The following is a 22,110-nucleotide window of genomic DNA, read 5'->3' on the forward strand; positions in this document are numbered from 1 at the left end:
CATCACTGCACACGCAAGACGAATCCCACTCCGCGAACGGTGTGCAGCAGCCGGGGCGCTCCGCCCGCCTCGAGCTTGCGCCGCAGGTATCCGATAAATACATCAACCACATTGGTGTCGGCGGCGAAATCGTATCCCCACACCAGTTCCAGCAGCTGCGCACGAGACAGCACTGCGGTCTTGTGCTCGGCCAGCACCGCCAGCAAGTCGAATTCGCGCTTGGTCAGGTCGACGTCGACCCCGTTGACCCGGGCCCGCCGACCCGGGATGTCGACCTCGAGCGGCCCTACCGTGATGGTTTCCGAGGACGATGTCGCGGCAGATCCGCGCCGGCGGAGCAGCGCCCGCACCCGCGCCACCAGCTCGGCCAGCACGAACGGTTTGACCAAGTAATCGTCAGCGCCGGCCTCCAGGCCCATGACCCGGTCGTCGACCGAACTACGCGCGCTCAGCACACAGACCGGAACGTCGTTATCCATGGCACGCAGCGCCGTGACGACGCTCACGCCGTCGAGCACGGGCATGTTGATATCCAGCACGATCGCGTCCGGGCGCGTCTCAGTGGCACTGCGCAGCGCTTCGGCGCCGTCGGCCGCCGTCGACACCTCAAATCCGGACAGCCGCAATCCGCGCTCCAGCGACGCGAGCACATCGGAGTCGTCGTCGACAACTAACACCCGAGGTGAGGTCGCACCTGTGTCCATGTCGCCCATCTTGCCTGATTACTGCGCGTGATTGTGGGAGGATCACCCGCTGGGTTGCCGGGTGTCCACCGCGCGTGCGATACCGCTCCACGCTAGACCGCCGATTCGACCGGTTGCCCGCCTGGGGTTCGCGGGCCGTTTTCGGGGCGGCCAGGGCCCTCGTCGGCCTCAGCGTAGTCCGATGCGGCGGTAGCGCCCTAAGCGAGCGGCCATGCGCTCGGCGGAGGGGATTGCCCGCAGCGCGTGGACCTCGGCGGCGATGGCGGCTGACAGCCGCTCTGAAAACTCGAGGGGCTCGTCGGCGGCGTCAGGGTGCTCGGCCACGATGACGTCGACGATCCCGGCCGCCAAAAGATCGGCTGAGCGAATGCCCTGGGCCGCAGCGAGTTCAGCGGCATGAGCGGTGTCACGGAAGACGATGGCGCTGGCGCCCTCGGGCGGCAGGGGTGCTAGCCAGCCGTGCAGCGCTGCCAGTACCCGGTCGGCGGGCACCATCGCTAAAGCCGGCCCACCGCTGCCCTGGCCCAGCAGCACGGACACGGTCGGAGTGTCGAGCGTCACCAGCTCAGCCAGGCAGTGGGCGATCTGACCGGCCAGCCCGCCCTCCTCGGCCTCGGCCGACAGCGCCGGGCCCGCAGTGTCGATGACCAAGACCAGCGGCAGCTGAAGTTCGGCGGCCAGCGCCATGCCACGACGCGCTTCCCGTAGCGAGCCAGGGCCGACGACGCCCCCGACAACGCGCTGCTGGCCAAGCACCACCGCGGGCTGGCCGCAGAACCGGGCCAGCGCCAGCAGTGTGGTCGCTGCTTCTCCCTGCCCGGCGCCCGACAACAGGACGCAATCGGTGCAACCGTGCCGCAGCAGATGCGCGACGCCGGGACGGTCCGGCCGCCGCGACGCCATCACCGATTCCCAGGCCGGTACGTCGGGTATCGGTTCGGGCGGCAAGGGCGTGGGTGCAGGTCCCGGATCGTCAGCGATCACTGTCAGCGCGTGATCGAGCGTCTGCCTGAGCTTCTCGAGCGGAACGACGCCGTCAATCACCCCGTGGCGATGCAAGTTCTCTGCGGTCTGTACCCCGGCCGGAAACGGTTGGCGGTAAAGCTGCTGGTAGACCCGCGGACCTAGAAAGCCGATCAGCGCCCCGGGCTCGGCAAGGGTGATATGGCCGAGTGAGCCCCAGGAGGCGAATACCCCGCCGGTGGTCGGATGGCGCAAGTACACCAGGTATGGCAGATGCGCCCGTTTGTGCAGTGTGACAGCCGCCGCGATCTTCACCATTTGCAGAAATGCAACCGTTCCCTCCTGCATGCGGGTGCCACCAGAGCTGGGCGATGCCAGCAGCGGCAGCCGCTCGGCAGTGGCCCGCTGCACCGCAGCGGTGATGCGCTCGGCGGCCGCCACTCCGATCGAGCCGCCGAGGAACCCGAACTCGCAGACCACGACGGCAACGCGGCGTCCCAACACTCGCCCCTCGCCGGTCAGCACCGATTCGTCGCAGCCGGTTGCTGCCCGCGCGGCGGCCAGTTCGCGCGCGTAGGACTCCGATGCCGGCACCGGCACCGGTTGGCTGTCCCAGCTGACGAAGGTGCCATCATCCAGCACCGCATCGCGCAGGTCCGCGGTTTTGATCCGGCTCACGGGATGAGGGTAGGCAGCAGCCGTCCGGACTGGCGGATTGGCGCGGGAATGACCCATAATTGGCACTCGTTGGAGGAGAGTGCTAACGCGTATCAGCGGAGCGGGAGGAGGGTAATGTCTATGCGCGGCGGCGATTTCATCTCCAAGACCAGAGTCTGTGACCCGATGCGCATTGTGCTGGTCGCCCCGCCGTATTTCGAGGTTCCGCCCGACGGGTATGGCGGCGTCGAGGCGGTCGTGGCCGATCTCGCCGATGCGCTCGTCGCGCGGGGCCACCAGGTCACGCTGCTCGGGGCGGGTAAACCCGGCACTGCCGCCCGATTCGTACCGTTATGGGAGCACACCGTCGGTGACCGGCTGGGCGAGCCCTATCCGGAAGTCATGCACGCGCTGAAGGTCCGCCGTGCCATGGCCAGGATCGCAGCCACCGAGGGCATCGACATCATCCATGACCACACCTTCGCTGGCCCACTCAATGCTCCGGTCTATACCATGCTCGGGGTGCCGACAGTGGTCACGGTGCACGGTCCGATCGATGACGACCTCTACCCCTACTACCGGGAGCTCAGCGAGGACGTCGGTCTCATCGCCATCAGCGATCGCCAACGAGAACTGGCCCCCGACCTGAACTGGATTGGCCGCGTGCACAATGCGCTGCGGGCAGAGGAGTGGCCGTTCCAGGCTGAGAAACGTGACTACGCTCTGTTCTTGGGCCGCTTCGCCCCCTATAAGGGCGCGCATCTGGCAGTGCAGGCCGCTCACGAGGCTGGTATCCCGTTAGTGCTTGCCGGCAAATGCAACGAGCCCGCGGAAAAGGTGTACTTCGAGGAGTGCGTGCGGCCGCTGCTTACCGAGAACGATCATGTGTTTGGAGTTGCCGACGCCAGCAGTAAGCGCAAACTATTGGCGGGCGCGCGGTGCCTGCTGTTCCCGGTGCAGTGGGAGGAGCCGTTCGGGATTGTGATGATTGAGGCGATGGCATGTGGCACCCCGGTAGTGGCCTTGCGCGGCGGCGCTGTTCCCGAGGTCGTCGTCGACGGGGTGACCGGGCTGATTTGCGACGAGCCGGCGGAGTTGGCGCCCGCGATCGAGCGGGCCCGCGAACTCGACCCGGCCGCCTGCCGGCGCCACGTTGCAGCCAACTTTGGTGTCGCCCAGCTGGGCTCCGGATACGAGCGGATTTACCAGCAGGTGGTTGGGCCGCGAACCGCATCGGGTGTCCGTCGGCCGATCGCACCGGTTGTCAAAGCCGTGGAACCGTCACGCACTAGTTTGTGTGAGGAAAGTCAGAAAGCCACTGCGTGACCCCACTGACAGCATTCAACAGCGGAGCGCCGGTACGGATCGGGTCTGGCACCGAGACGGTGACGCTGGTCGAGGGCGCGACATTCTGCCTTTCCGACCGTCACGGCGATATGCTGCTGGGCCGGCCCCATGGATTGTTTTTCCGTGACGCGCGGGTGTTGTCACGCTGGGAATTGCGCGTTGACGGCCAGGTTGCCGAGTCGTTGTCGGTGGAATCGACCGAGGCGTTCGCCGCGCAGTTCATCCAGCGGCGGGCGCCCCGTTCCGGGCGGGTGGACAGCACGCTGTTAGTGGTTCGCGAGCGGCTGATCGCCGACGGGCTGCGCGAGACCATCTCGCTGCACAACTTGGACCGAGAAAGCACAGTGGTGTCCCTGGAGTTGCACGTCGACGCCGACTTCGCCGACCTGTTCGCCGTCAAGGAGGGCCGGGCCGCGGTGGGCGGAGCGGATATGTCCGTCGTCGACGGAGAGCTGGTCTTGGACGAATGGGGCGACCAGCTGCGCGGCCTTGCGGTGACCGCGAGCGGAAAACCACTCGTCATGCCGGGATCGCTGAATTGGCGGGTGGTGGTGCCACCGGGAGAGTGCTGGCAAACCGAGATCGTGGCGCAACCGACGTGGGCGAACCAGAAGATCAGCACCCGGGTCCGGCGCGGTGAGGATGTGGAGTCCAGCGCGCCGGCGCGCAAAATCGAGGCATGGCGTGATACCGCGACCAACGTCGAAACCGACCATCCCGTGCTGGCCCAGGTGCTGCGCCAGACGGAAAGTGACTTGGGTGCATTGCTCATGCACGACGAGGCCGGCGGCGGCAGGGCGTTCGTCGCGGCCGGGGCACCGTGGTTCATGACCCTGTTCGGTCGTGACAGCCTGCTCACCGCCTGGATGGCACTGCCGCTGAACGTCGGCCTTGCTGTCGGCACATTACAGCAGCTCGCGGCCGTGCAGGGGCGACGTGTCGATCCGATCACGGAAGAAGAGCCGGGCCGCATCATGCATGAGATCCGTCGAGGGCCCGCCAGCGACGACATGCTGGGGGGCAACCGCTACTACGGCTCGGTGGATGCCACGCCGCTGTTCGTCATGTTGCTGGCGGAGTGTTGGCGGTGGGGAGCCGATGAAGCCGCGGTGCGAGCTCTACTGCCCGCGGCCGAGGCGGCGCTGACCTGGGCCGAACAATACGGCGACCGCGACGGCGACGGGTTCGTCGAGTACCAGCGCGCCACGGACCGGGGCCTGATCAACCAGGGTTGGAAGGACAGCTTCAACGGCATCAACGACGCTGCCGGTCACGCCGCGGATCCGCCGATCGCGCTGTGCGAAGTGCAGGGTTACGTATACGCGGCGCTGACGTCGGGAGCCGAACTCGCTGAGGCGTTCGGCAGCGCCTCGGCAGCGGCGCGTTGGCGTGAGCGCGCGCACCGGCTGCGGGAGAAGTTTCTCGATGCGTTCTGGCTGCCCAAACAGGGGTGGTATGCCATCGCGCTGGACCGCCATAAGCGCCCGGTCGACGCACTGACCAGCAACATCGCTCATTGCCTATGGACCGGTATCGCCGCTGACGAGCACGCTGCGGTCATCGTCGAGAGGCTCGCCGGTGCTGAGATGGACTCCGGATTCGGGCTGCGAACGCTGGCCACCACCATGGGCGCCTACAATCCGATGAGTTACCACAACGGCTCGGTGTGGCCGCATGACACCGCGATCGCGGTGGCCGGATTGCTGCGGTATCGCCACGTCCCCGGTGCCACCGCGCTGGCCGAGCGGCTGGCGGGGGGGCTGCTCGACGCGGCGGAGACCTTCGGCGGGCGGCTGCCGGAGCTGTTTTGCGGTTTCCCGCGCTCGCAGTTTCGTTTCCCGGTGCCCTATCCCACCTCATGTTCGCCGCAGGCATGGGCGAGCGCCGCGCCGCTGCTGCTGATGCGGTCGTTTTTAGGACTCGACCCGCACGTGCCCCGACGCAGGCTGTCGATGGCGGCGCAAGTTCCGGCCGCCTGGGGGCGGATCGCGTTGACCGACTTGCGGCTGGGCGGTCTGACCGTGCATTTGGAAGCCGAAGGAGGCCTGGTCAAAACCCATGGGCTGCCGGACGATTGGGAACTGGTGACACCGTCGTAGCAGCAGTGCCGGCTCCTGCGCACCGGCTGGCTGGGCCGCGTCGTCGCCGGGCTGGGCCGATGCTCGGTATGGTGTCGCCATGATCGGTGTCACCCGTGTCGAATCCGTGACGACCATCGAGCTCCAGCGCCCCGAGCGGCGCAACGCGCTGAATTCGCAGCTCGTCGACGAGCTGCGGGAGGCAATCGAGAAGGCCACCGCAGAGAGTGTCCGCGCAGTCGTGCTGACCGGACAGGGCACGGTGTTCTGCGCCGGCGCCGACCTGACCGGAGACGCGTTTGCCGCCGACTATCCCGACCGGCTGATCGCGTTGCACAAGACCATGGATGCGGCGCCCATGCCGGTGATCGGGGCGATCAACGGGCCAGCCATCGGCGCGGGGCTGCAGCTGGCCATGCAATGTGACCTGCGGGTGGTCGCGCCTGACGCGTTCTTTCAGTTTCCGACGTCGAAATACGGTTTGGCTCTCGATAATTGGAGTATCCGCCGATTGTGCTCGCTGGCAGGTTACGGGCGTGCCCGCGCGATGCTGCTGGCCGCGGAGAAAATGACCGCCGAGGTGGCACTGCAGACCGGGATGGCCAACCGGATCGGCACGGTGGCCGACGCGCAAGCATGGGCAGCTGAGATCGCAGCCCTGGCACCGTTGGCGCTGCATCATGCCAAGCGGGTGCTCAACGATGACGGTGCCATCGAGGATCCGCAGCCGATCCACAAGGAACTCTTCGACAAGGCCTGGGCCAGCCAGGACGTCATCGAGGCGCAGGTGGCCCGCATGCAAAAGCGGCCCCCCAGGTTTCAAGGCGTCTGACCGTCATGCTGCGGACGACGCTGCGGCTGGCCGCCGGTACCGCGGCGTTGGCGGTCGCCGGGTGGGTGCTGCGCGCGATCCGCGGTCTGCCCGCGGCTCTTGGAGCGCGCCCGGCGTTGATCCGCGCGGTGGCGCAGCGCTCACCGCATTACCGCGACGGTGTCTTCGTCAACCTGGATCCCGCGTCGATGGTGAGCATCGACCGGGACCAAGTGCAGCTGATCGCCCGGGAGATTATCGGGGGGCGTGTGGCGACCCGACCGCCCAAACCGATCCCGTTGGTGAAGTTCACGGCATGTGATGCTGCGGCCGGCCCGTCCAACCGGCTTGCGGTGAGCTGGCTCGGCCACTCGACGGCATTGGTCGAGATCGACGGGTATCGCGTGCTTACCGATCCGGTGTGGAGTGATCGCTGTTCGCCCTCCGATCTCATCGGTCCACGACGGATGCACCCAGCCCCGGTAGAGCTGGAGGCGCTGCCGGCGGTCGACGCGGTCGTGATCAGTCACGACCATTACGACCATCTCGATTTCGACACGGTGATCGCCTTGGCGCGCATGCAACGAGCGCCGTTCTACGTTCCGCTGGGGGTGGGCGCGCACCTGCGTGCGTGGGGGATCGCCGAGCAGCGCATCGTTGAACTCGATTGGGACCAGGACGCTTCGGTCAACGGGCTCACCCTGACCTGCACGCCGGCGCGGCATTTCTCCGGACGCTTCTTGAACCGCAACAACACGCTGTGGGCGTCGTGGGTGCTGACCGGTCCCAGCCATCGGGTGTACTTCGGCGGCGACACCGGCTACACCAAGAGTTTCGCGCGGATCGGCGCCGATCACGGACCGTTCGACCTGACCTTGATGCCCGTCGGGGCGTACAACTCGGCATGGCCGGATATCCACATGAACCCCGAGGAGGCGGTCCAGGCACACCGCGATGTCACCGACACCGGACTATTGGTGCCGATCCACTGGTGCACCTTCCGGCTGGCACCGCACCCCTGGGCCGAACCGATCGAGCGGTTAGTGGCCGCAGCCGACGCCGCACATGTGAGTGTGGCGGTGCCCAAACCCGGTGAGCGCGTAAACCCAGCCCAGCCTGCGGAACCGGATGACTGGTGGCGGCACTGACGTAATCGGACAGTGCCATGGCCACCGGCCATGCTGGGAATATGTGCAAGCCAAAGGGTTCAAGATGTCACATCGGCTTAAACCCGCGACAGAGATGACGGTAAGCTTCGACGGAAGGGATGAACGGATGGGAAATCCTGATCGGGCAAAGCAACTGATTGGCATGGCCGACAACAACGATGCGAACTGAACATGGCAAAACTTTCTGGATCCATTGAGGTACCGCTGGCACCGGAGAAGGCGTGGTCGTATGCCTCTGATCTGTCTCGCTACAAAGAGTGGCTGACCATCCACCGGGTATGGCGCAGCAAACTGCCTGACCAGCTGCAGAAGGGCACGGTCGTCGAGTCGATCGTCGAGGTCAAGGGTATGCCCAACCGCATCAAATGGACGATCGTGCATTACAAACCGCCGGAAGCGATGACGCTCAACGGCGACGGCAAGGGCGGCGTCAAGGTCAAGCTGCTGGCTAAGGTCAAGCCGCAGGGCGAGGGCTCGGTGGTCAGCTTCGACGTGCATCTGGGCGGTCCGGCACTGTTCGGTCCGATCGGGATGGTGGTGGCCGGTGCGCTGAAAAGCGATATCCGCGAATCACTCCAGAACTTCGTCGACGTTTTCGCCAGGGCGTGATCCGGGCGCGCGTGCGCGACACAATGTTGTCACAGGTGGCCGACTGTCGGTCTGTCAGAGGCCGACTGCTCGCAGTCGGCATCGGGTGTGCAAGGCAGTTGGCTTGGGGGCGCACGCTAATGTCGCCACCATGGTCCGACTGCGCCCCGGGTGGCTCGTCGCGTTGTTCGCCGCGGTCCTGGCGACCAGCGCATTTCTGCCGTGGCTGACGACATCTGTCAACGGCGGCGGTTGGGCCAACGCTATCGGCGGCAGTGCCGGCAGCCTCGAACTTCCCCCCGGGTTTGGCGTGGGTCAGCTGATCGTTTTGCTCTCTTCGATGCTGCTGGTGGCCGGCGCGATGATCGGCCGTGGCTTGTGGGTGCGACTGGCATCAGTTGTTGCGCTGCTCATCTCGTTATCGGTAATGGCGCTGACGATGTACTACTACAACATCAACGTCAAGCCGCCGGTTGCGGCCGCCTATGGACTGTATATCGGTGCTGTCAGCGCGGCCGGTGCGGTTTGTTGCTCGATGTGGGCCCTGATCTCCTCGATAGCCGGCAGGCCCCCGCGCGCTGAGCCCGGTTCGGTCCGCTGATGTCGGTATCGGTGACACCGACGTGCATAACGGTTCGGGGCAGAAGGCTTTCTGCCGAGCCAAACACATTCTTTCGCGCTCGATAAGTGTCTTCGTCGCACGGCCCTGATCGATGGTCAGCCAATCAGTGCCAACTATCATGAAACCTATTATGTGCCATAATAATCGGTTCATCACACGGGTATAGAAGGGGTTTATAGAAGGGGTTCGCAAGGCAGCGAGTGTGTAGACGCACCGGGAGAGCGGCCTCGCCGGCTCGCGGTTTGAACCGACGAGACCTCGCAGACGCGCCGGCCGGCCAACGCGTCTGCTTGCGTGACTGCATTGCCCGTCGCGGCGATCGACAAACGTGCCGACGGGCACTGCCTCGAGCGGTCCTGCGGGGACGCCTTAGCGTATGGCCCAACGTACGGGTAACAGCGGAGCGATAAGAGTCGCTGGATGGGCCCGTTCGGTCGTGCGCCGTCTCGAAGAGGTGTTGGGCCGGTGCGCGCGTTCGGCACACCGGGCGAGCTATCCCAGCCGAGCAACGTGTCGTTGAAGGACACAACACAGCCCTGCCGCGCAGTGTTCGTCCCCCGGGTACACTGCGAACTCGCTGTCGCCACTTTTGTGCTCTGCGAATTCTGCGAGCAGGACCGCGTTGGCTTCAGTGAATTCGACGATTTATGCGCCGGCTGTCACGACGTCGGAGCCTGACGTGAACGTTGGATCCAACCATCGCTGAAAGCCTTTCTGGCCCAACGTCCTCGATACACAAGGATCGACTTAGACGTTGGATGAGCATAGTCACTGAGGTCCGAATAGACCCCGTCGAACGCTACTTCACCGCGCCGCCACACCCGCCGGGGGGTGCCGGCTGCGGAACCGGCCCGTTATCGGGGTCGATCACACATGACATGCCCAGGTCGACCGGCTCGCTCTGGCCGGGCACCATAATCGGCAGTGAGTAGGCACCCCCAGCCATCACCTTATGCCAGTACGACCCATCGGGGTAATGTTCCCCGTCGCACCAACCGCCCATGAGCACGTTGCCCGCTCCGCCGCCGGGGCAATAGCCGCGCAGCGGGTCGGGCATGTGCGGATCGGGGGCGGCGTACGCGGGCCACGCGGACGTGCAAGCCGCGCCCGCGGCGAAAGTCAGAGTGGCCAGGGCGGAGACAAGCCGGTGTATGATCGCCCACCTTTCAGGCTGAGATATTCAGCAAACCCGCAGACTGCGGATTTCGCAAGTACCCGGCCGGCGTCCTCGTCGGCCAGACTGTTCCCACCCCGAGCCGACCCGCTGGCGGAGGGGCGTCGATGCTGACGCCCAGCGGGCAGCGGGACCGCCGCGCTCACCAGGTCGCCTCAGCGCGCAGGTCGCCCTCGATGACGGTCGCCAGCTGTTCGGGGTGCGTGATCCCGGCGTCGAGCAGGCCACGGGCGCGCGGCTTTGGCTCCGTCGAGCATCTCGGCGGCGCGGGAAGCATCGAGCACGGCGGTCAGCAGGTTGGCCCGGCAGACGTGCCAGGCCGCCAGTGTGGGTGCGGTGGTGGTCATCCGAGGCTCCTTTCGTGTGGAGCCATGCCAATTGTGCGTATCGTGCGCGGGATTATATCCGCGCTGCTCAATGCGTGCCCCCGGCAGGATTCGAACCTGCGACACCCGCTTTAGGAGAGCGGTGCTCTATCCCCTGAGCTACGGGGGCCTGCGACGTCTGTGAAAACCTGACTAAACCTAGCCGTTCGGGGTGACAGGCGGTTTGCGATGGTGTTCTGGGCGTCCTGGCCCGATGATAGGCCTGGTCAATGGGTGTAGCGCGTGTCAGTGTAGCGGGCACGGCGAGGGCCACGCGACGCTCAGCCGGGCGCGATTAGCCTCGGTAAGCCTTGTCGGCGTGGCAATGACGTCAGGCCGCTTGCTCTTTCAGTTGCCGCCGTTGAGAAAAGTAGGCCCCGATTACGTTGCGGCCCAAGCCGAATCCGAGCATGACAGTGATTCGACGCGCGGCGGTGCAGGCGATGCGTTTGCGCGGGCGCGACGGTAACGAAGTGGAGCGCGCGTGCAGCCGATAGGCCTTTGAAGTCGTGGGGGCGAACCGGAATCGCGCCACCTGGGCCTGAGGCCGGCGTGGCGACATCCCGGTTCCCCTGCTGCCCGGGTATTGACAGTAACCGCGGGTAATGGATACCGTGCAGGCGCACGAGACCAGCGGTCTCATTATGTGGTATTCATCCTTGTCTCACAGGCGGTATCCGTTGGCAGGGTGGCGAGATGTCATTCGGGGAATCGGTGTCGCGACGCCGCTGACTGCGACGGTTCTGGTCTCCGTCCTCGGGGGCCCAAGCGCGCACGCCGACGTCGTGGATGTTCTTGTCGACCCGATCATCGCCTCGCTGGTGGATGCGGCCACCGCCGGGGCGGTGGCCGCCGACGCTGCCGGGGTGGGTGCGAGCGCGACGGCGGCTGCTGCTGACGTGGGAGGGGCACTGGATCCGGCGGCGGAGTTAGATCCCGTGCTGGCCGGTGTCATGAATTCGGTCAACACCGCAGTTGACGGATTTGTTCAAGGGACTCTCAATGGTCCGATCGGGGGGTCGTTGGATCAGGTCATCAACGCGTCATCGACGGTCCTGCTCGGCCGGGACGTGATAGAGGCCACCGGAGCCACCCCGGCAGATGCCGCAGCTTCGCTACAGTCGCTGGCGTTACCAGCTGGCGCCGATCCGGCCGCGGCCCTGGGTCTTCCTTCGCTCACCCCGCAAATCCCAGACGCCTTTCTGGAGTTTGTGAAGGATTGTGATGGGTACGCGTTTACTGTTGAAGATGACGGCTTGTTATATGAGAATTACGATATCATTGGAACTATTGCGATGCAGATTAACGCAGGTTTGGCAAGCAACCCTGTGGACTCCGTCGCGGTGAACGGGTTTTTTACGCAGATCCTTGACCATGACTGGACTTACACGGTTCTTGGCATTCCTGTCCCAGTTACGACTAATTTCTTTGAGGAATTCGTAATCAAGGAGATGAACCCGGATGCGTTCACCTCATCCGGCCTGCCCGCTAACCCTGGTAACCCCGTGGAGACCATTGCATATCAACTTGACAATCTACTGGCGAATACCGTTTACGCCGTAGACTTGAATCTCGCGGAAGTTTTCCTCTGGGGGTAATTCGCAGGCCTGAGCCCGACCGGAGATGGCGGATGTTAGCTTTTGCGCCGGTGCTCTCCGAACTTCTGAATTCGCATCGACGGTGCCACCGTATGCCGGTTCGCCGATGCTCTGGGTTCCGGGCGTGCCGTCGGAATACCTGCGCTGTTGACGGGAACTCGCAGGTTTGCCGCCAGCTCACCACGTACCGGCTGCGTTCTGTGACGTTTCCGGGGAGGGGCGACCGGCCGGCGGCCTATTCTGCACGTTCAGCGCAGCTCCGCGATCACCTTGGCGAAACTTTCGGCATGGCCGTCTTGGACGGTGAAGAAGCTCAGCCCATAGGTCTCGCGGTAGCCCCGCAACGTGTCGGCCATGTCCCGGGGTGACCCGGTGAGCACCGCCGGCATCGTCAGCAGCTCCTCGTCGGACAGTGTGGGCGCATAACGGCGGGTCAGCGACAGGTCGGGAATCCCGGAATTGTCCGAGGGAACCGCGGTAATCGCGAGGTTCAGCTCAAGCTGATCGAACCGGTCACCGGCGGCATTGCGGACAAAGGCGACGCGCTCCGCCAGCGGATCGCTGACCCCGCTCACACGGGCACCGGTCAGCCCCACGGTATCGGCGTGCCGGGCGGCCACCGTCAGCAGCCGGTCGCCGTTGCCGGCGATAAGGATCGGCACATTGGGGTGGCGCTGCTTGAGGTAGGTCGTGACGTGCTCAAGGTATTCCACCCGACGCCCTGCGCTGGGGTAGGGCAGCTCAGCGGCCTCGAACTCTTCCCGCACGTATCCTGCGCCCAGGCCGACGTCGAGCCGACCGTCGCTGAGCAGATCCGCCGCCGCGATGTCGCGGGCCAAAAGGGCAGGTTTGTAGAAGCATGCATTGAGTACGTAGGTGCCCACTCGAACCGTCTTGGTGGCCAAGGCGATCGCGGTGAGCACGGGAAAAGGTGCCGGGGCGCCAAGGTGGTCGGGCAGATAGATAATGTCGAAGCCCAAACCTTCCAGCCGCCGCGCCTTGTCCTGCAGGGCCGTGGCCGACCTGACCGCACGGATACCTACTCCGAAGCGGAATTCCTTGACCACCAGCCACCTCCGTTTCAGGGTCGCTTCGATGCTACGCGCCGAACAACCAGACGCCCCGCTCAGGTCAGCTCGGCCGCAGCCGGTGCGTCCGGCACGTGGTTACCTGCGCGGCGCAGCACGGGCGCGAACCCCAGCCAGATAACCAGCGATCCCAACGACAGTGCACCAAGTGTTATGAAAGCTGTTGGAAAGCCGAATATTTGAGCGATAAACCCGCCGAGCACAGGGCTCAGCGCGCCACCGAGGCCCTGCGCGGCCATGATTGCGCCCTGGCCCACGTTGATATGGCCGGTACCGTCGAGGATTCTGGCGACCAGCCCCGGCACCGCCACCGAGAGCATGCCCGACCCGACTCCGTCGAGAATCTGCACCGGGATGACGCCCCAGGCCGTGATGACCCCTGCGGCAAGCAGTGCGCGCACCGGTAATGCGGTAAACGCGATCAGGATGGCCAGCCAGTAGCCGCGGGTCTGGGCAATCCTCATCGCAACCAGCGATGTGAAGATCATCACCGTCTGCGCGACGACGACAGTGCTGGCCACCGTGGTGAACGGGTTGGCGTGGGTGGCGACCACCGCTAGTCCATACAGCGGCAGCATCGCGGCGTTCCCGAGCCAAAACAGCATCACCGCACCGGCCACCGCCAGCAGCGGCCGGGACTCGAGCAATACCCGCAGCCGCTTGACCGGTGCTTGATCGGCCGGCGCCTCGCCGCGCGCGACATGATGGTCGATGTGGCCCGCGGGGATGGCCAGCACGGCGACAATGCTGACCACCGCGAACCCCGCTGCCAGCCAGAACACCCCGGGGTATCCGAATACCCAGCCCAGCAGCCCGCCGAGGGCGGCCCCGGCCATATTGCCGGCGTGGTTATAGGCCTGGTTGCGGCCGTTTTGACTGGTGAATCCGGCCTGACCCACCAGCCCCAGCGTGATACCGATCACCGCGGGGGCGATCGTCGCTCCGGAGATGCACATGACGGACTGCGCGGCAGCGATGACCCAGAACTGCCGCGATGTCAGGATCACCGCGGAAGCCGCCACGGCGGCCAGACCCACCGCGATGACGACAGCCCGCTTGCGGGTGGTGGTGTCCACCAGTGCCCCGGCCGGCCCGACCGTGCACATCCCGACGACCGCACCCAATGTGATGACGGTGCCGATCATGCCGGTGGTCCAGCCGCGACTGGCCAGCAGCACCCCCAGAAACGGGCCCATGCCGGCCTCCATGTCGGCCATGAAGAAATTGAGTGCTTGCAGGGCCATACGGTCCCGCGCCGACGCTGTCAGCGTGTCCTGTCGGGCCATCCTCCGAATATTCGGGCATTCGGCCGCGACCGCGCAACGCGGCACGGACAGCTCAGCCCCAGGACCGGGCCGCGGCCGCCAAGCCGCCTACGAGCGCCGAAGTCGCCGGTGACAACCCATCCTCGCCGGGTGGTGCGCTCCGCGGGCCGATCCCCCGGACCCGCGCCGGCAGCTCCAGCTGTGTCCCACCGCGGACTACCCGGTTGACCGGGTTGTCCGGATGCAGCCCGCGCAGTTCGACCGGGATGGCGTCAAGATCGGTGATCACCTGGTAGCCGGGAATAGCGATGTGACGGGCCAGATGGGCCGCGAGGCCGCGGTTGCGGCCCCCGGCCAGCAACTGGGTGCTGCACCCGAACCGGCTGTAGCCGTGGAGCGAGATCGCCACCTCGACGTGATCGAGGAACGCGGCCAGCCTCGGTGATTCCTCAGGGCGAAACAGAATTGACGACAGGTGATGTGGATATCGATCGGGGTGCCGCACCAGATAGAGTGAGGCATCGGCCGCCGCGGCGGCGCGTTCCGCGATCACATCGGTCATCTGCTCCAGCCCCCCGCCGTGAATGGCCAAAAACCCGAAACGCGACCGTAGGTGGCTGACTTCCGTCACGCCGGTGCCGGAGAGCAGCGCCGAAAGCGAGTGCGGCGCCCGCGAAGGCTGCACCAGCGGCCGAGGCCACCGCGCAGGATCCCAACGCCGCAGGAACTCGATCCAGCGGTGCGGCAGTCCATGCTGGATGGCGCCACCGATGACGCGGTCGAGATAGCCGGGCCGTGGCGCACCGGGACTCACCCGGTGGTCGACGTAAACCCAGGCGTGTGATGGCCCGTCTTCGGTGTGCACGGTCAGCCGGTCGCGCCGATAGCGCACCGGCACCCCTTCGGCGCGGTCCAATCTGGCCAGGTCGTTGTCGGAGATCTGCCAGAGCACGCCGTGCACGTCGGTCCCGGTGAACGGATCGATGGTGGCCACCCCACGCTGGTTGATCAGCCAGTCGTGGTCGGCGAGCACCGCGGGCCGCGGATTGCTCGCATCCGGACAGCGCCGCGCCATCTGCCGGGCGCACAGGTTAGACCCGTATGCGAAGTAGGCGTGCCGGGCAACCAGCATTCAGCGAGTCACTGTCAGATAGATCAGCACCACGTTAAGCAGGCTAACCAGCACGGCGACCAGCCAACCAACCACCGTGGTCACGCGGTGGTTGCCGTGGGAGCCCATCAGCGCGGGATTGCTGGTCAGCCGCACCAGCGGAAGCACGGCAAACGGGATGCCGAACGACAGGACGACTTGCGAGAGCACCAGCGCCCGGGTCGGATCCACACCGCTGGCCAGTATCGTGACGGCGGGAACTAAGGTGATCAGCCGGCGCCCGAGCATCGGAACGGACCGATGCAACAGTCCCTGCATGATCAACGCACCGGCATAGGCGCCCACCGACGCCGAGGCCAGGCCGGAGGCGAGCAATCCGATGGCAAAGAACAGCGCAACCGTCGCGCCAAGTGTGTCGTGGACCGCAGCATAGGCACCTTCGATGGAAGTGCCGCTGGGCCTGCGATGGTGCAGGTTGAGCGCGGCGACCAGCAGCATCGCCGCATTTACCGCTCCGGCGATTATCATCGCCAACCCAACGTCCCAGCGGGTGACCCGCAGCAGCCGGCGCCTGCCGGCTCCCTCCGCGGGATGACCGTGCCGGTCGAGGGCTAACCCCGAATGCAGGTAGACAGCGTGCGGCATGACCGTGGCGCCGAGCATCGCAGCAGCCAGGAGCACGCTTTCGGTACCACGAAAGCGGGGAAGCATGCCGTCGAGCACGTCGTGGGGAGGCGGTGTGGCTACGAAGAAGCTGGCCGCGAAACCGATCGCGATGACAAGCAGCAGCCCGGTGATCACATTCTCAAACCAGAACTGGCCGCGACGGTCTCGGACCGTCAGCAGCAGCAGCGACACCACGGCTGTGAGGATGCCGCCGATCAGCAGCGGCACATCGAACAGGATGCGCAGTGCGATAGCTCCGCCAATCACTTCAGCCAGATCGGTTGCCATTGCGACGAGTTCGGCTTGCAACCAATACGCCAGCCGGGCGGGGCGGCCGAGTTGGCGACCGATCGCCTGGGGTAGTGAGGTTCCGGTCACCAGCCCCAGCTTGGCTGAAAGATACTGCACCAGCGCGGCCATTGCGTTGGCGACAACGACGACCCACAGCAGCAGATAGCCAAACTGCGCCCCGGCGCTGACATTGGCGGCCACGTTGCCCGGGTCGACATAGGCGATTGCGGCAACGAACGCAGGTCCGAGCGGATACCAGCCGGTTTGCGACGGGGCCTGGGTTTCCTGCGCCAATGCACCGCCTTTGCCGACCTGCCGGATACCAAATTGAGGGTATCGAAACACACTTCAGCGGGTCACCGGTGCCATGACCGGCTGGGACGGTCAGCGCGCCGACGGTCTGGGCGGCTCGATTCCGGCACGGCGTGCGGTGTCAGACCGGTGTGTAGAGCCCCCGGCCGGTCACCAGCGGCAAGTCCAGGGTGGTGCGTATACCGGGTGCGGCCGCCACCACCGCCGGGATCGCGTTGACGATGCGCATCGCGGTGGCAACCAGGCCGGCATGGTTGTGATCGCCGTTTCGGCTGCTCAGGCAGACATCCACCGCATACGACGGCTCACCGGTGATCTCGATGCGATACGAACCGCCGGGCTGTGCGGGCTGCGGCCAGTTCGGGCAGAGATCCTCGCGCAGCCGCGTGACGTGCTCGAGGACGACGGCCGGCGCGCCGCCGGCAACACCGATGACTTCGAACCGCAATGCGGCGGCGCTGCCCTTGGGAATGTGGCCCGAGGCGATGTCGAAGTCTTCTGGGGCCGGTTCGCGGACGTACATCTCTTCGACGCGGTCCAGCGAAATACCCAGGCCCGCGGCCAGTTGGCGCACCACCGAACCCCAGGCCATGCTCAGCACCCCTGACTGCAGCAGCATGGGGATCTCGTCGATGGGCTTACCAAACCCCATGACGTCGAACATCACCACCGGGCTGTCGTAAGTGGCGTAGTCGACGATCTCCATGCAGCGCACTTGCTCGATGCTTTGGCAGGTGCCGGTCAACGCCAGCGGCAGCAGATCATTCGCGAAACCCGGGTCGATTCCGTTGACGTAAAGGCTTGAATTACCCTCGCGTGCCGCATCTTCTAAAGGTTTGATGAGCTCGTCGGGGATCACCTGCCATGGGTACTGCAGAAAAACCGGGCCGCTGCCGACGACGTTGACTCCGGCGGCGAGGATTTGGCGGTAGTCTTCCAGCGCCTCCTGCAGCCGGTTGTCGGCCATCGCCGTGTAGACCGCGCATTGTGGGCTGGTGGCCAGCACGGCGCCCAGATCGGTGCTGGCGTGTATGCCGGTCGGATCATCAAGTCCGGCAAGTTCCGCTGCGTCTTTGCCGGCCTTGGCATCCGACGAGACCCAGACCCCGGTGAGCCGGAATTCCGGGTTGGTGATCAGTGCCCGCAGCGCATGCGCGCCGACGTTGCCGGTGCCGATTTGCACGACGGGGATGGGCATCGTGGGCTCCTTAAAGATCCGGGATGGGGAGGTCGAGGTTGGGGAAGGTCAGCCCCCCGTCCACCTCAAGTGTCTTGCCGGTCAGGTAACCGCCCGCTGGCGACGCCAAATAGACTGCGGCCGCGGCGATCTCAGCAGGATCACCGAGCCGGCGCAGCGGTGTCACCTTCTCCATCGAGCTGCGCAGCTCGTCGTTGGAGGCCACCACATCCAGCGCGGAGGTGACGATCGATCCGGGCGCAATCGCGTTGACCCGGATGCGGGGGCACAGGTCCAGCGCGGCCAGCCGGGTGTAATGGGCGAGGGCGGCTTTGGCCGTGCCGTAGGCGGCGAAACCCCGGCCGGCCAGCCGGCCCATGGTCGAAGTGATGTTGATGATGCTTCCGCCGCCGGAGTGCTCGAGCATCAGCGGCACCGCTGCGGTGGTCAGCGCGTGCGCGGTGGCGACGTTGAAGGTGAACGCGTCTTTGAGGTCCTTGGTGGACGTGTTCAGCAGCGCGTTGGGCATTGTGCCGCCCACGTTATTGACGACGATGTCGAGCTTGCCGAAGGCCTCCACCGCCTGCCCGGCCAGCTGAGCGGTCGCGTCCGGACGAGCGAGATCGGCGGCGACCACATGAGCGCGCCGGCCCGCGCCGCGGACCTGCTCGGCGACCGCCTCGAGCTGGGATTGGGTTCGTGAGGAGATGACGACGTCGGCGCCGACCTCGGCGAAGGCCACGGCAATGGCGGCGCCCAAGCCGCGGCCCGCGCCGGTGATGACGGCCACTTTGTTGTCGAGCCGGAATTTGTCAAGGATCACGGGCGACACCGTAACAAGCCCGGCCGCATTCTGGAACAGGTTCTAATTCTTCCCCGTGGCTGTCGGCCGGCCGGGGTGTGCCGGCAACAGGCGATCGGGGTTCACCCGCGGCGGCTATGACCTGATCACCCCGATTTCGGTGCCGATGCCATCGGTGCGCCTTGCGCCACGGTGGCTGCGCAGCCGGGGGACCGGATCGGACTGCATGGCCGCGGCCTCGCTGCGGCGCCTCGTCGAGCGCTGAGGTGACGGCCGGCGGGTCGTTGCCGTCGACGCGAACACCGGGCATGCCGTAGTCGGTGACGGCCAGCACCCGCAGCTGAGCTCGCCGGTGGCGGGGCTTCAGGTGAGCCGGTCGTCGGCCGCTTTCATCAGCACCATCAACGCGTAGATGCGCCGCCGCACGTCCGGCGGTCGGTCGTGGGTCATCATGTCTCCCGCGCGGGCTCGGTCGCGTAGATCTCACGGTAGAGCCGCGGCACCGGCGGGGGATCCATCTGCAGCAGCTCCAGCGACGACATCTGCCCGCTTTGACCGGCTTCGAACAACCGCTGGGCAGCCGCCTGCAGGTCATCGGTGTCAAGCTCGTAGACCGCGACGAATGGCCCGTTGCCGTCGAGCGGCGCGAAGCGACGCGCAGAAACGAAGCCGTCGATCGCCATGATCTCCGGCAGATGAACCTCGTTGTACCACTTGTGGTATTCCGCCTCGCGATCCGGTGCGACCGGCGCCGACTCCACATACATGATCCCTCTGGGCATGCTCACTCTCCTTTCCCGAATTGCTTATTCAACAGCTCTTTTCGCCGTTCACCCTGCGGCCGGCGGCGTGACGGGCGGCGACGTGGCCGAACACCATTGAGCTGGCGATGCTCGCGCCGGCCCCGGGATAGGTTCGGCCCATCACACCGGCGGCACACCGTCAGCGGCCATCCCGGGGTCAGGGCTTGGATCCCGCTTTGGCGGTCGCCGTCTTGGCGGTCGCCTTCGTGGTGGGTGCCTTCTTCGCGGTCGCCTTCGTGGTGGGTGCCTTCTTGGTCGGCGGTTTGTCATCGCCCGAGCGTGCCTTCACGCTGGCCTCCAGCTTGGCCAGCAGGTCGGAGACATCTTCGGTCTCATCCAGTTGGGTCGGTTGTTCCTCGACGGAAAACGCCTCTCCTCCTTCGAGTTTGGCTGAGATCAGCTCGCGCAGCTGGTCTTGGTAGGTATCTCGGTAGCGGTCCGGGTTGAAGTCTTCGGCCATCGACTCGACCACCTGCGCAGCCATTTTGAGTTCGGCGGGCTTGATGTCAACCTTCTTGTCGAGTACCGGGAAGTCGGGGTCGCGGATCTCGTCCGGCCACAACAGGGTGTGGACCACCATCACCTCGCGCTTACTGAAATCCTTGACCCGCAGCGCCGCAAGCCGCGTCTTGTTACGCAGGGCGAAATGCACGATCGCCACCCGGTCGGTCTCGGCCAGTGTCTTAGCAAGCAGCACATATGATTTAGTCGATTTTCCGTCCGGCTCCAGAAAGTAGCTGCGGTCATACATCATCGGGTCAAGCTCGTTGGCCGGGACGAACTCGAGCACCTCGATCTCACGGCTGCGCTCTTCGGGCAACGTCGCGATGTCCTCGTCGGTGATCACCACCAGCTGACCGTCGTCGGATACGTAAGCGCGCGCCACATCGCGGTAGTCGACCACCTCGCCGCACACCTCACAGACCCGCTTGTAACGGATGCGTCCATTGTCTTTGGCGTGCACCTGATGGAATTTGATGTCATGGTCCTCGGTGGCGGAGTACACCTTGACCGGGACGTTGACCAGCCCGAACGAGATCGAGCCCTTCCAGATGGACCGCATACAGCCAGTATGCCCACATCATCGCCCCCATACGCGGCCAGCCAAACATGTCACGGCGGTACCAGCTACCGGCCTGTGCCAAACGACCACCCGAGGCGGCAAGTATTCGGACATTTCACATGGTGCAGGACGTGCCGCGAGTACCGGCGGGCTTCCTTCCGGTCACACACCACGTTTCGACGCGTCCCGCCCCCTTCACCTCGATCGTCCCCTTTGCTTCGCAATCGAATTCGTCGCACACGAGATCGAAGGTGTTGCGCGTGATCTGGATGACGTTGCTCTCGCCGTGAGATTCCATGCGGCTGGCCATGTTTACCGTCTCGCCCCACAGATCGTAGGCGAACTTCTTACGGCCGATGACGCCCGCGACCACCGGCCCGGAGTGGATGCCGATACGGAAAGCAAGCCGCCGCCCGCCGAACATGCGCGAGCCGATTTCGGCTCGCATATCGAGCGCCAGGTTGACGAGGGCCTGGGCGTGATCGGCGCGCGGGCGCGGCACGCCGGCGGCGACCATGTAACAGTCGCCGATCGTCTTGATTTTCTCCAGGTCGTACGTGTCGACAAGCGTGTCAAAACACTGGAACACCTCGTTGAGAAGATCGACCAGCCTCAGCGGTGTCATGCTCGCTGCCATCGGGGTGAACCCCACGATGTCGGCGAACAGGATGCTGGCGCCCTCATAATGGGCTGCGATCGCGCGGGGTTGCGTTTTCAGCGCCTCGGAGATCTCCCTGGGCAGGATGTTGAGCAGCAGCATCTCCGAGCGTTTCTGAAAGAAGTTGCGGCGACTGACGAAGTAGTGCAGCAGCCCGAACACGATCGTGATCACCGCTCCGAGGTTGAGCACGAAAAACCAGGTGACGAAGGCGTCGGGCAGGTGACCAGGCACCAGATGGGGCTGCAGCAGCGCCGTCACAATCAGCAGCGCGACGAAGCCCGCGATCCACAGCAGCGTCCGCCTGAGCTCATGCAGGAGAAGCGAACCCACGGGACACAGTGCCGCCCAGATGATGACGCCGCTCGATTGCCGGAAGCCGCCCAAGGCGATCGTCACCAGCCACGGCAGGATCAGGATGAGCAGCAGTTGGGTGGATCGGTACAACGCCAGATTGCGGGTCCAGGCGAAAAACGCGGTGTTCACCAGCGTGAAGACCGAATAAAACGCCGGCACCGCGGCGGCCAATGGGACGTGCACCAGCAGGTAGATCACGCTCCACAGCGCGGTGAGCGGTATGGTGCCTGCGCACAGCACCACGGCCAGACGCTTCTGCAGGGCCGTTTCGTCGGTGTCGGTTGCGGTGGCACCGATGCGTCCCGCCCATGCTGTGAGATCGTGGGCAGCAGCGGGGCGCCGGGAGAGCAAACCACCACCCATCGGTATCCCCTCGCCCCCCGGCCATTTGTCATTGCCGGGGGCAGCCGCGTTTATCGTCTGGCCTCGCCGGGGTCGAAC

Annotated in this window: 20 protein-coding genes and 1 tRNA gene; 7 read left to right on the forward strand and 14 right to left on the reverse strand. The window is 65.4% G+C overall.

What is annotated here, in order from left to right:
- Positions 1-2 precede the first annotated feature (2 nt).
- Complete coding sequence (gene prrA / locus G6N08_RS10570) at positions 3-713, reverse strand: two-component system response regulator PrrA (protein WP_163757098.1); 711 nt, start codon at positions 711-713, stop codon at positions 3-5.
- Between the two features lie 159 nt (positions 714-872).
- The gene (locus tag G6N08_RS10575) at positions 873-2,345 is read right to left on the reverse strand and encodes an acetyl-coenzyme A carboxylase carboxyl transferase subunits beta/alpha (RefSeq protein ID WP_163757100.1); all 1,473 of its coding nucleotides are present in this window, start codon (positions 2,343-2,345) and stop codon (positions 873-875) included.
- Between the two features lie 120 nt (positions 2,346-2,465).
- Between G6N08_RS10575 and G6N08_RS10580 the strand changes: the two genes are divergently transcribed.
- From G6N08_RS10580 to G6N08_RS10605, 6 genes are all read left to right on the forward strand, one after another.
- On the forward strand, positions 2,466-3,650 hold the full coding sequence (locus tag G6N08_RS10580) for a glycosyltransferase family 4 protein (RefSeq protein WP_163760461.1): 1,185 nt from the start codon (positions 2,466-2,468) through the stop codon (positions 3,648-3,650).
- Positions 3,647-5,770 carry an amylo-alpha-1,6-glucosidase gene (locus G6N08_RS10585; RefSeq protein ID WP_163757102.1) on the forward strand — a complete coding sequence of 708 codons (2,124 nt, stop codon included), beginning with the start codon at positions 3,647-3,649 and terminating at the stop codon, positions 5,768-5,770. Before G6N08_RS10580 ends, G6N08_RS10585 begins: the two co-directional genes overlap by 4 nt.
- A gap of 79 nt (positions 5,771-5,849) precedes the next feature.
- Positions 5,850-6,581 carry an enoyl-CoA hydratase gene (locus tag G6N08_RS10590; protein WP_163757104.1) on the forward strand — a complete coding sequence of 244 codons (732 nt, stop codon included), beginning with the start codon at positions 5,850-5,852 and terminating at the stop codon, positions 6,579-6,581.
- 5 nt (positions 6,582-6,586) lie between these two features.
- On the forward strand, positions 6,587-7,708 hold the full coding sequence (locus G6N08_RS10595) for an MBL fold metallo-hydrolase (RefSeq protein ID WP_163757106.1): 1,122 nt from the start codon (positions 6,587-6,589) through the stop codon (positions 7,706-7,708).
- A gap of 192 nt (positions 7,709-7,900) precedes the next feature.
- Positions 7,901-8,338 (forward strand): type II toxin-antitoxin system Rv0910 family toxin, encoded by a 438-nt coding sequence (locus G6N08_RS10600; protein WP_163757108.1) that lies wholly within the window; start codon positions 7,901-7,903, stop codon positions 8,336-8,338.
- A gap of 130 nt (positions 8,339-8,468) precedes the next feature.
- Positions 8,469-8,918 carry a hypothetical protein gene (locus tag G6N08_RS10605; RefSeq protein ID WP_163757110.1) on the forward strand — a complete coding sequence of 150 codons (450 nt, stop codon included), beginning with the start codon at positions 8,469-8,471 and terminating at the stop codon, positions 8,916-8,918.
- Positions 8,919-9,738: 820 nt separating this feature from the next.
- On the opposite strand, the gene G6N08_RS10610 is transcribed toward G6N08_RS10605, so the two are convergent.
- The 3 genes from G6N08_RS10610 to G6N08_RS10620 form a co-directional block, all read right to left on the reverse strand.
- A complete protein-coding gene (locus G6N08_RS10610; protein ID WP_163757112.1) occupies positions 9,739-9,996 on the reverse strand; it encodes a hypothetical protein in 258 nt (85 codons plus the stop codon).
- 272 nt (positions 9,997-10,268) lie between these two features.
- On the reverse strand, positions 10,269-10,460 hold the full coding sequence (locus G6N08_RS10615; RefSeq protein WP_163757113.1) for a hypothetical protein: 192 nt from the start codon (positions 10,458-10,460) through the stop codon (positions 10,269-10,271).
- 75 nt (positions 10,461-10,535) lie between these two features.
- Positions 10,536-10,608 (reverse strand) — tRNA-Arg (locus tag G6N08_RS10620).
- A gap of 655 nt (positions 10,609-11,263) precedes the next feature.
- Between G6N08_RS10620 and G6N08_RS10625 the strand changes: the two genes are divergently transcribed.
- On the forward strand, positions 11,264-12,076 hold the full coding sequence (locus G6N08_RS10625; protein ID WP_163757116.1) for a hypothetical protein: 813 nt from the start codon (positions 11,264-11,266) through the stop codon (positions 12,074-12,076).
- A gap of 248 nt (positions 12,077-12,324) precedes the next feature.
- On the opposite strand, the gene G6N08_RS10630 is transcribed toward G6N08_RS10625, so the two are convergent.
- The 9 genes from G6N08_RS10630 to G6N08_RS10670 form a co-directional block, all read right to left on the reverse strand.
- Entirely contained in the window at positions 12,325-13,143 is an 819-nt protein-coding gene (locus tag G6N08_RS10630) for an LLM class F420-dependent oxidoreductase (protein ID WP_163757118.1), read from the reverse strand.
- Between the two features lie 59 nt (positions 13,144-13,202).
- Entirely contained in the window at positions 13,203-14,450 is a 1,248-nt protein-coding gene (locus tag G6N08_RS10635) for an MFS transporter (protein WP_163757120.1), read from the reverse strand.
- 52 nt (positions 14,451-14,502) lie between these two features.
- A complete protein-coding gene (locus tag G6N08_RS10640; protein ID WP_163757122.1) occupies positions 14,503-15,561 on the reverse strand; it encodes a poly-gamma-glutamate hydrolase family protein in 1,059 nt (352 codons plus the stop codon).
- Positions 15,562-16,842 carry an Nramp family divalent metal transporter gene (locus tag G6N08_RS10645; RefSeq protein ID WP_371869015.1) on the reverse strand — a complete coding sequence of 427 codons (1,281 nt, stop codon included), beginning with the start codon at positions 16,840-16,842 and terminating at the stop codon, positions 15,562-15,564.
- A gap of 88 nt (positions 16,843-16,930) precedes the next feature.
- A complete protein-coding gene (locus G6N08_RS10650; RefSeq protein WP_163757126.1) occupies positions 16,931-18,007 on the reverse strand; it encodes an NAD(P)H-dependent amine dehydrogenase family protein in 1,077 nt (358 codons plus the stop codon).
- Between the two features lie 10 nt (positions 18,008-18,017).
- Entirely contained in the window at positions 18,018-18,809 is a 792-nt protein-coding gene (locus tag G6N08_RS10655) for an SDR family oxidoreductase (protein WP_163757128.1), read from the reverse strand.
- 428 nt (positions 18,810-19,237) lie between these two features.
- Positions 19,238-19,570 carry a DUF4286 family protein gene (locus tag G6N08_RS10660; RefSeq protein ID WP_163757130.1) on the reverse strand — a complete coding sequence of 111 codons (333 nt, stop codon included), beginning with the start codon at positions 19,568-19,570 and terminating at the stop codon, positions 19,238-19,240.
- Between the two features lie 178 nt (positions 19,571-19,748).
- Positions 19,749-20,654: a non-homologous end joining protein Ku gene (ku, locus tag G6N08_RS10665; protein WP_163757132.1), complete on the reverse strand. Its 906-nt coding sequence runs from the start codon at positions 20,652-20,654 to the stop codon at positions 19,749-19,751.
- A 115-nt stretch (positions 20,655-20,769) separates the two neighbouring features.
- Positions 20,770-22,032: an adenylate/guanylate cyclase domain-containing protein gene (locus G6N08_RS10670; protein ID WP_163757134.1), complete on the reverse strand. Its 1,263-nt coding sequence runs from the start codon at positions 22,030-22,032 to the stop codon at positions 20,770-20,772.
- Positions 22,033-22,110: the final 78 nt, after the last annotated feature.

The sequence above is a fragment of the Mycobacterium botniense genome, assembly GCF_010723305.1.
Lineage (GTDB): Bacteria > Actinomycetota > Actinomycetes > Mycobacteriales > Mycobacteriaceae > Mycobacterium > Mycobacterium botniense.

What these genes read in the sequence shown, in the direction of transcription:
- prrA (WP_163757098.1), bottom strand. Translation starts at nt 713, where the DNA reads ATGGGCGACATGGACACAGGTGCGACCTCACCTCGGGTGTTAGTTGTC.
- G6N08_RS10580 (WP_163760461.1), top strand. Translation starts at nt 2,466, where the DNA reads ATGCGCGGCGGCGATTTCATCTCCAAGACCAGAGTCTGTGACCCGATG.
- G6N08_RS10590 (WP_163757104.1), top strand. Translation starts at nt 5,850, where the DNA reads ATGATCGGTGTCACCCGTGTCGAATCCGTGACGACCATCGAGCTCCAG.
- G6N08_RS10595 (WP_163757106.1), top strand. Translation starts at nt 6,587, where the DNA reads ATGCTGCGGACGACGCTGCGGCTGGCCGCCGGTACCGCGGCGTTGGCG.
- G6N08_RS10600 (WP_163757108.1), top strand. Translation starts at nt 7,901, where the DNA reads ATGGCAAAACTTTCTGGATCCATTGAGGTACCGCTGGCACCGGAGAAG.
- G6N08_RS10605 (WP_163757110.1), top strand. Translation starts at nt 8,469, where the DNA reads ATGGTCCGACTGCGCCCCGGGTGGCTCGTCGCGTTGTTCGCCGCGGTC.
- G6N08_RS10610 (WP_163757112.1), bottom strand. Translation starts at nt 9,996, where the DNA reads ATGCCCGACCCGCTGCGCGGCTATTGCCCCGGCGGCGGAGCGGGCAAC.
- G6N08_RS10615 (WP_163757113.1), bottom strand. Translation starts at nt 10,460, where the DNA reads ATGACCACCACCGCACCCACACTGGCGGCCTGGCACGTCTGCCGGGCC.
- G6N08_RS10635 (WP_163757120.1), bottom strand. Translation starts at nt 14,450, where the DNA reads ATGGCCCGACAGGACACGCTGACAGCGTCGGCGCGGGACCGTATGGCC.
- G6N08_RS10640 (WP_163757122.1), bottom strand. Translation starts at nt 15,561, where the DNA reads ATGCTGGTTGCCCGGCACGCCTACTTCGCATACGGGTCTAACCTGTGC.
- G6N08_RS10650 (WP_163757126.1), bottom strand. Translation starts at nt 18,007, where the DNA reads ATGCCCATCCCCGTCGTGCAAATCGGCACCGGCAACGTCGGCGCGCAT.
- G6N08_RS10660 (WP_163757130.1), bottom strand. Translation starts at nt 19,570, where the DNA reads ATGCCCAGAGGGATCATGTATGTGGAGTCGGCGCCGGTCGCACCGGAT.
- ku (WP_163757132.1), bottom strand. Translation starts at nt 20,654, where the DNA reads ATGCGGTCCATCTGGAAGGGCTCGATCTCGTTCGGGCTGGTCAACGTC.
- G6N08_RS10670 (WP_163757134.1), bottom strand. Translation starts at nt 22,032, where the DNA reads ATGGGTGGTGGTTTGCTCTCCCGGCGCCCCGCTGCTGCCCACGATCTC.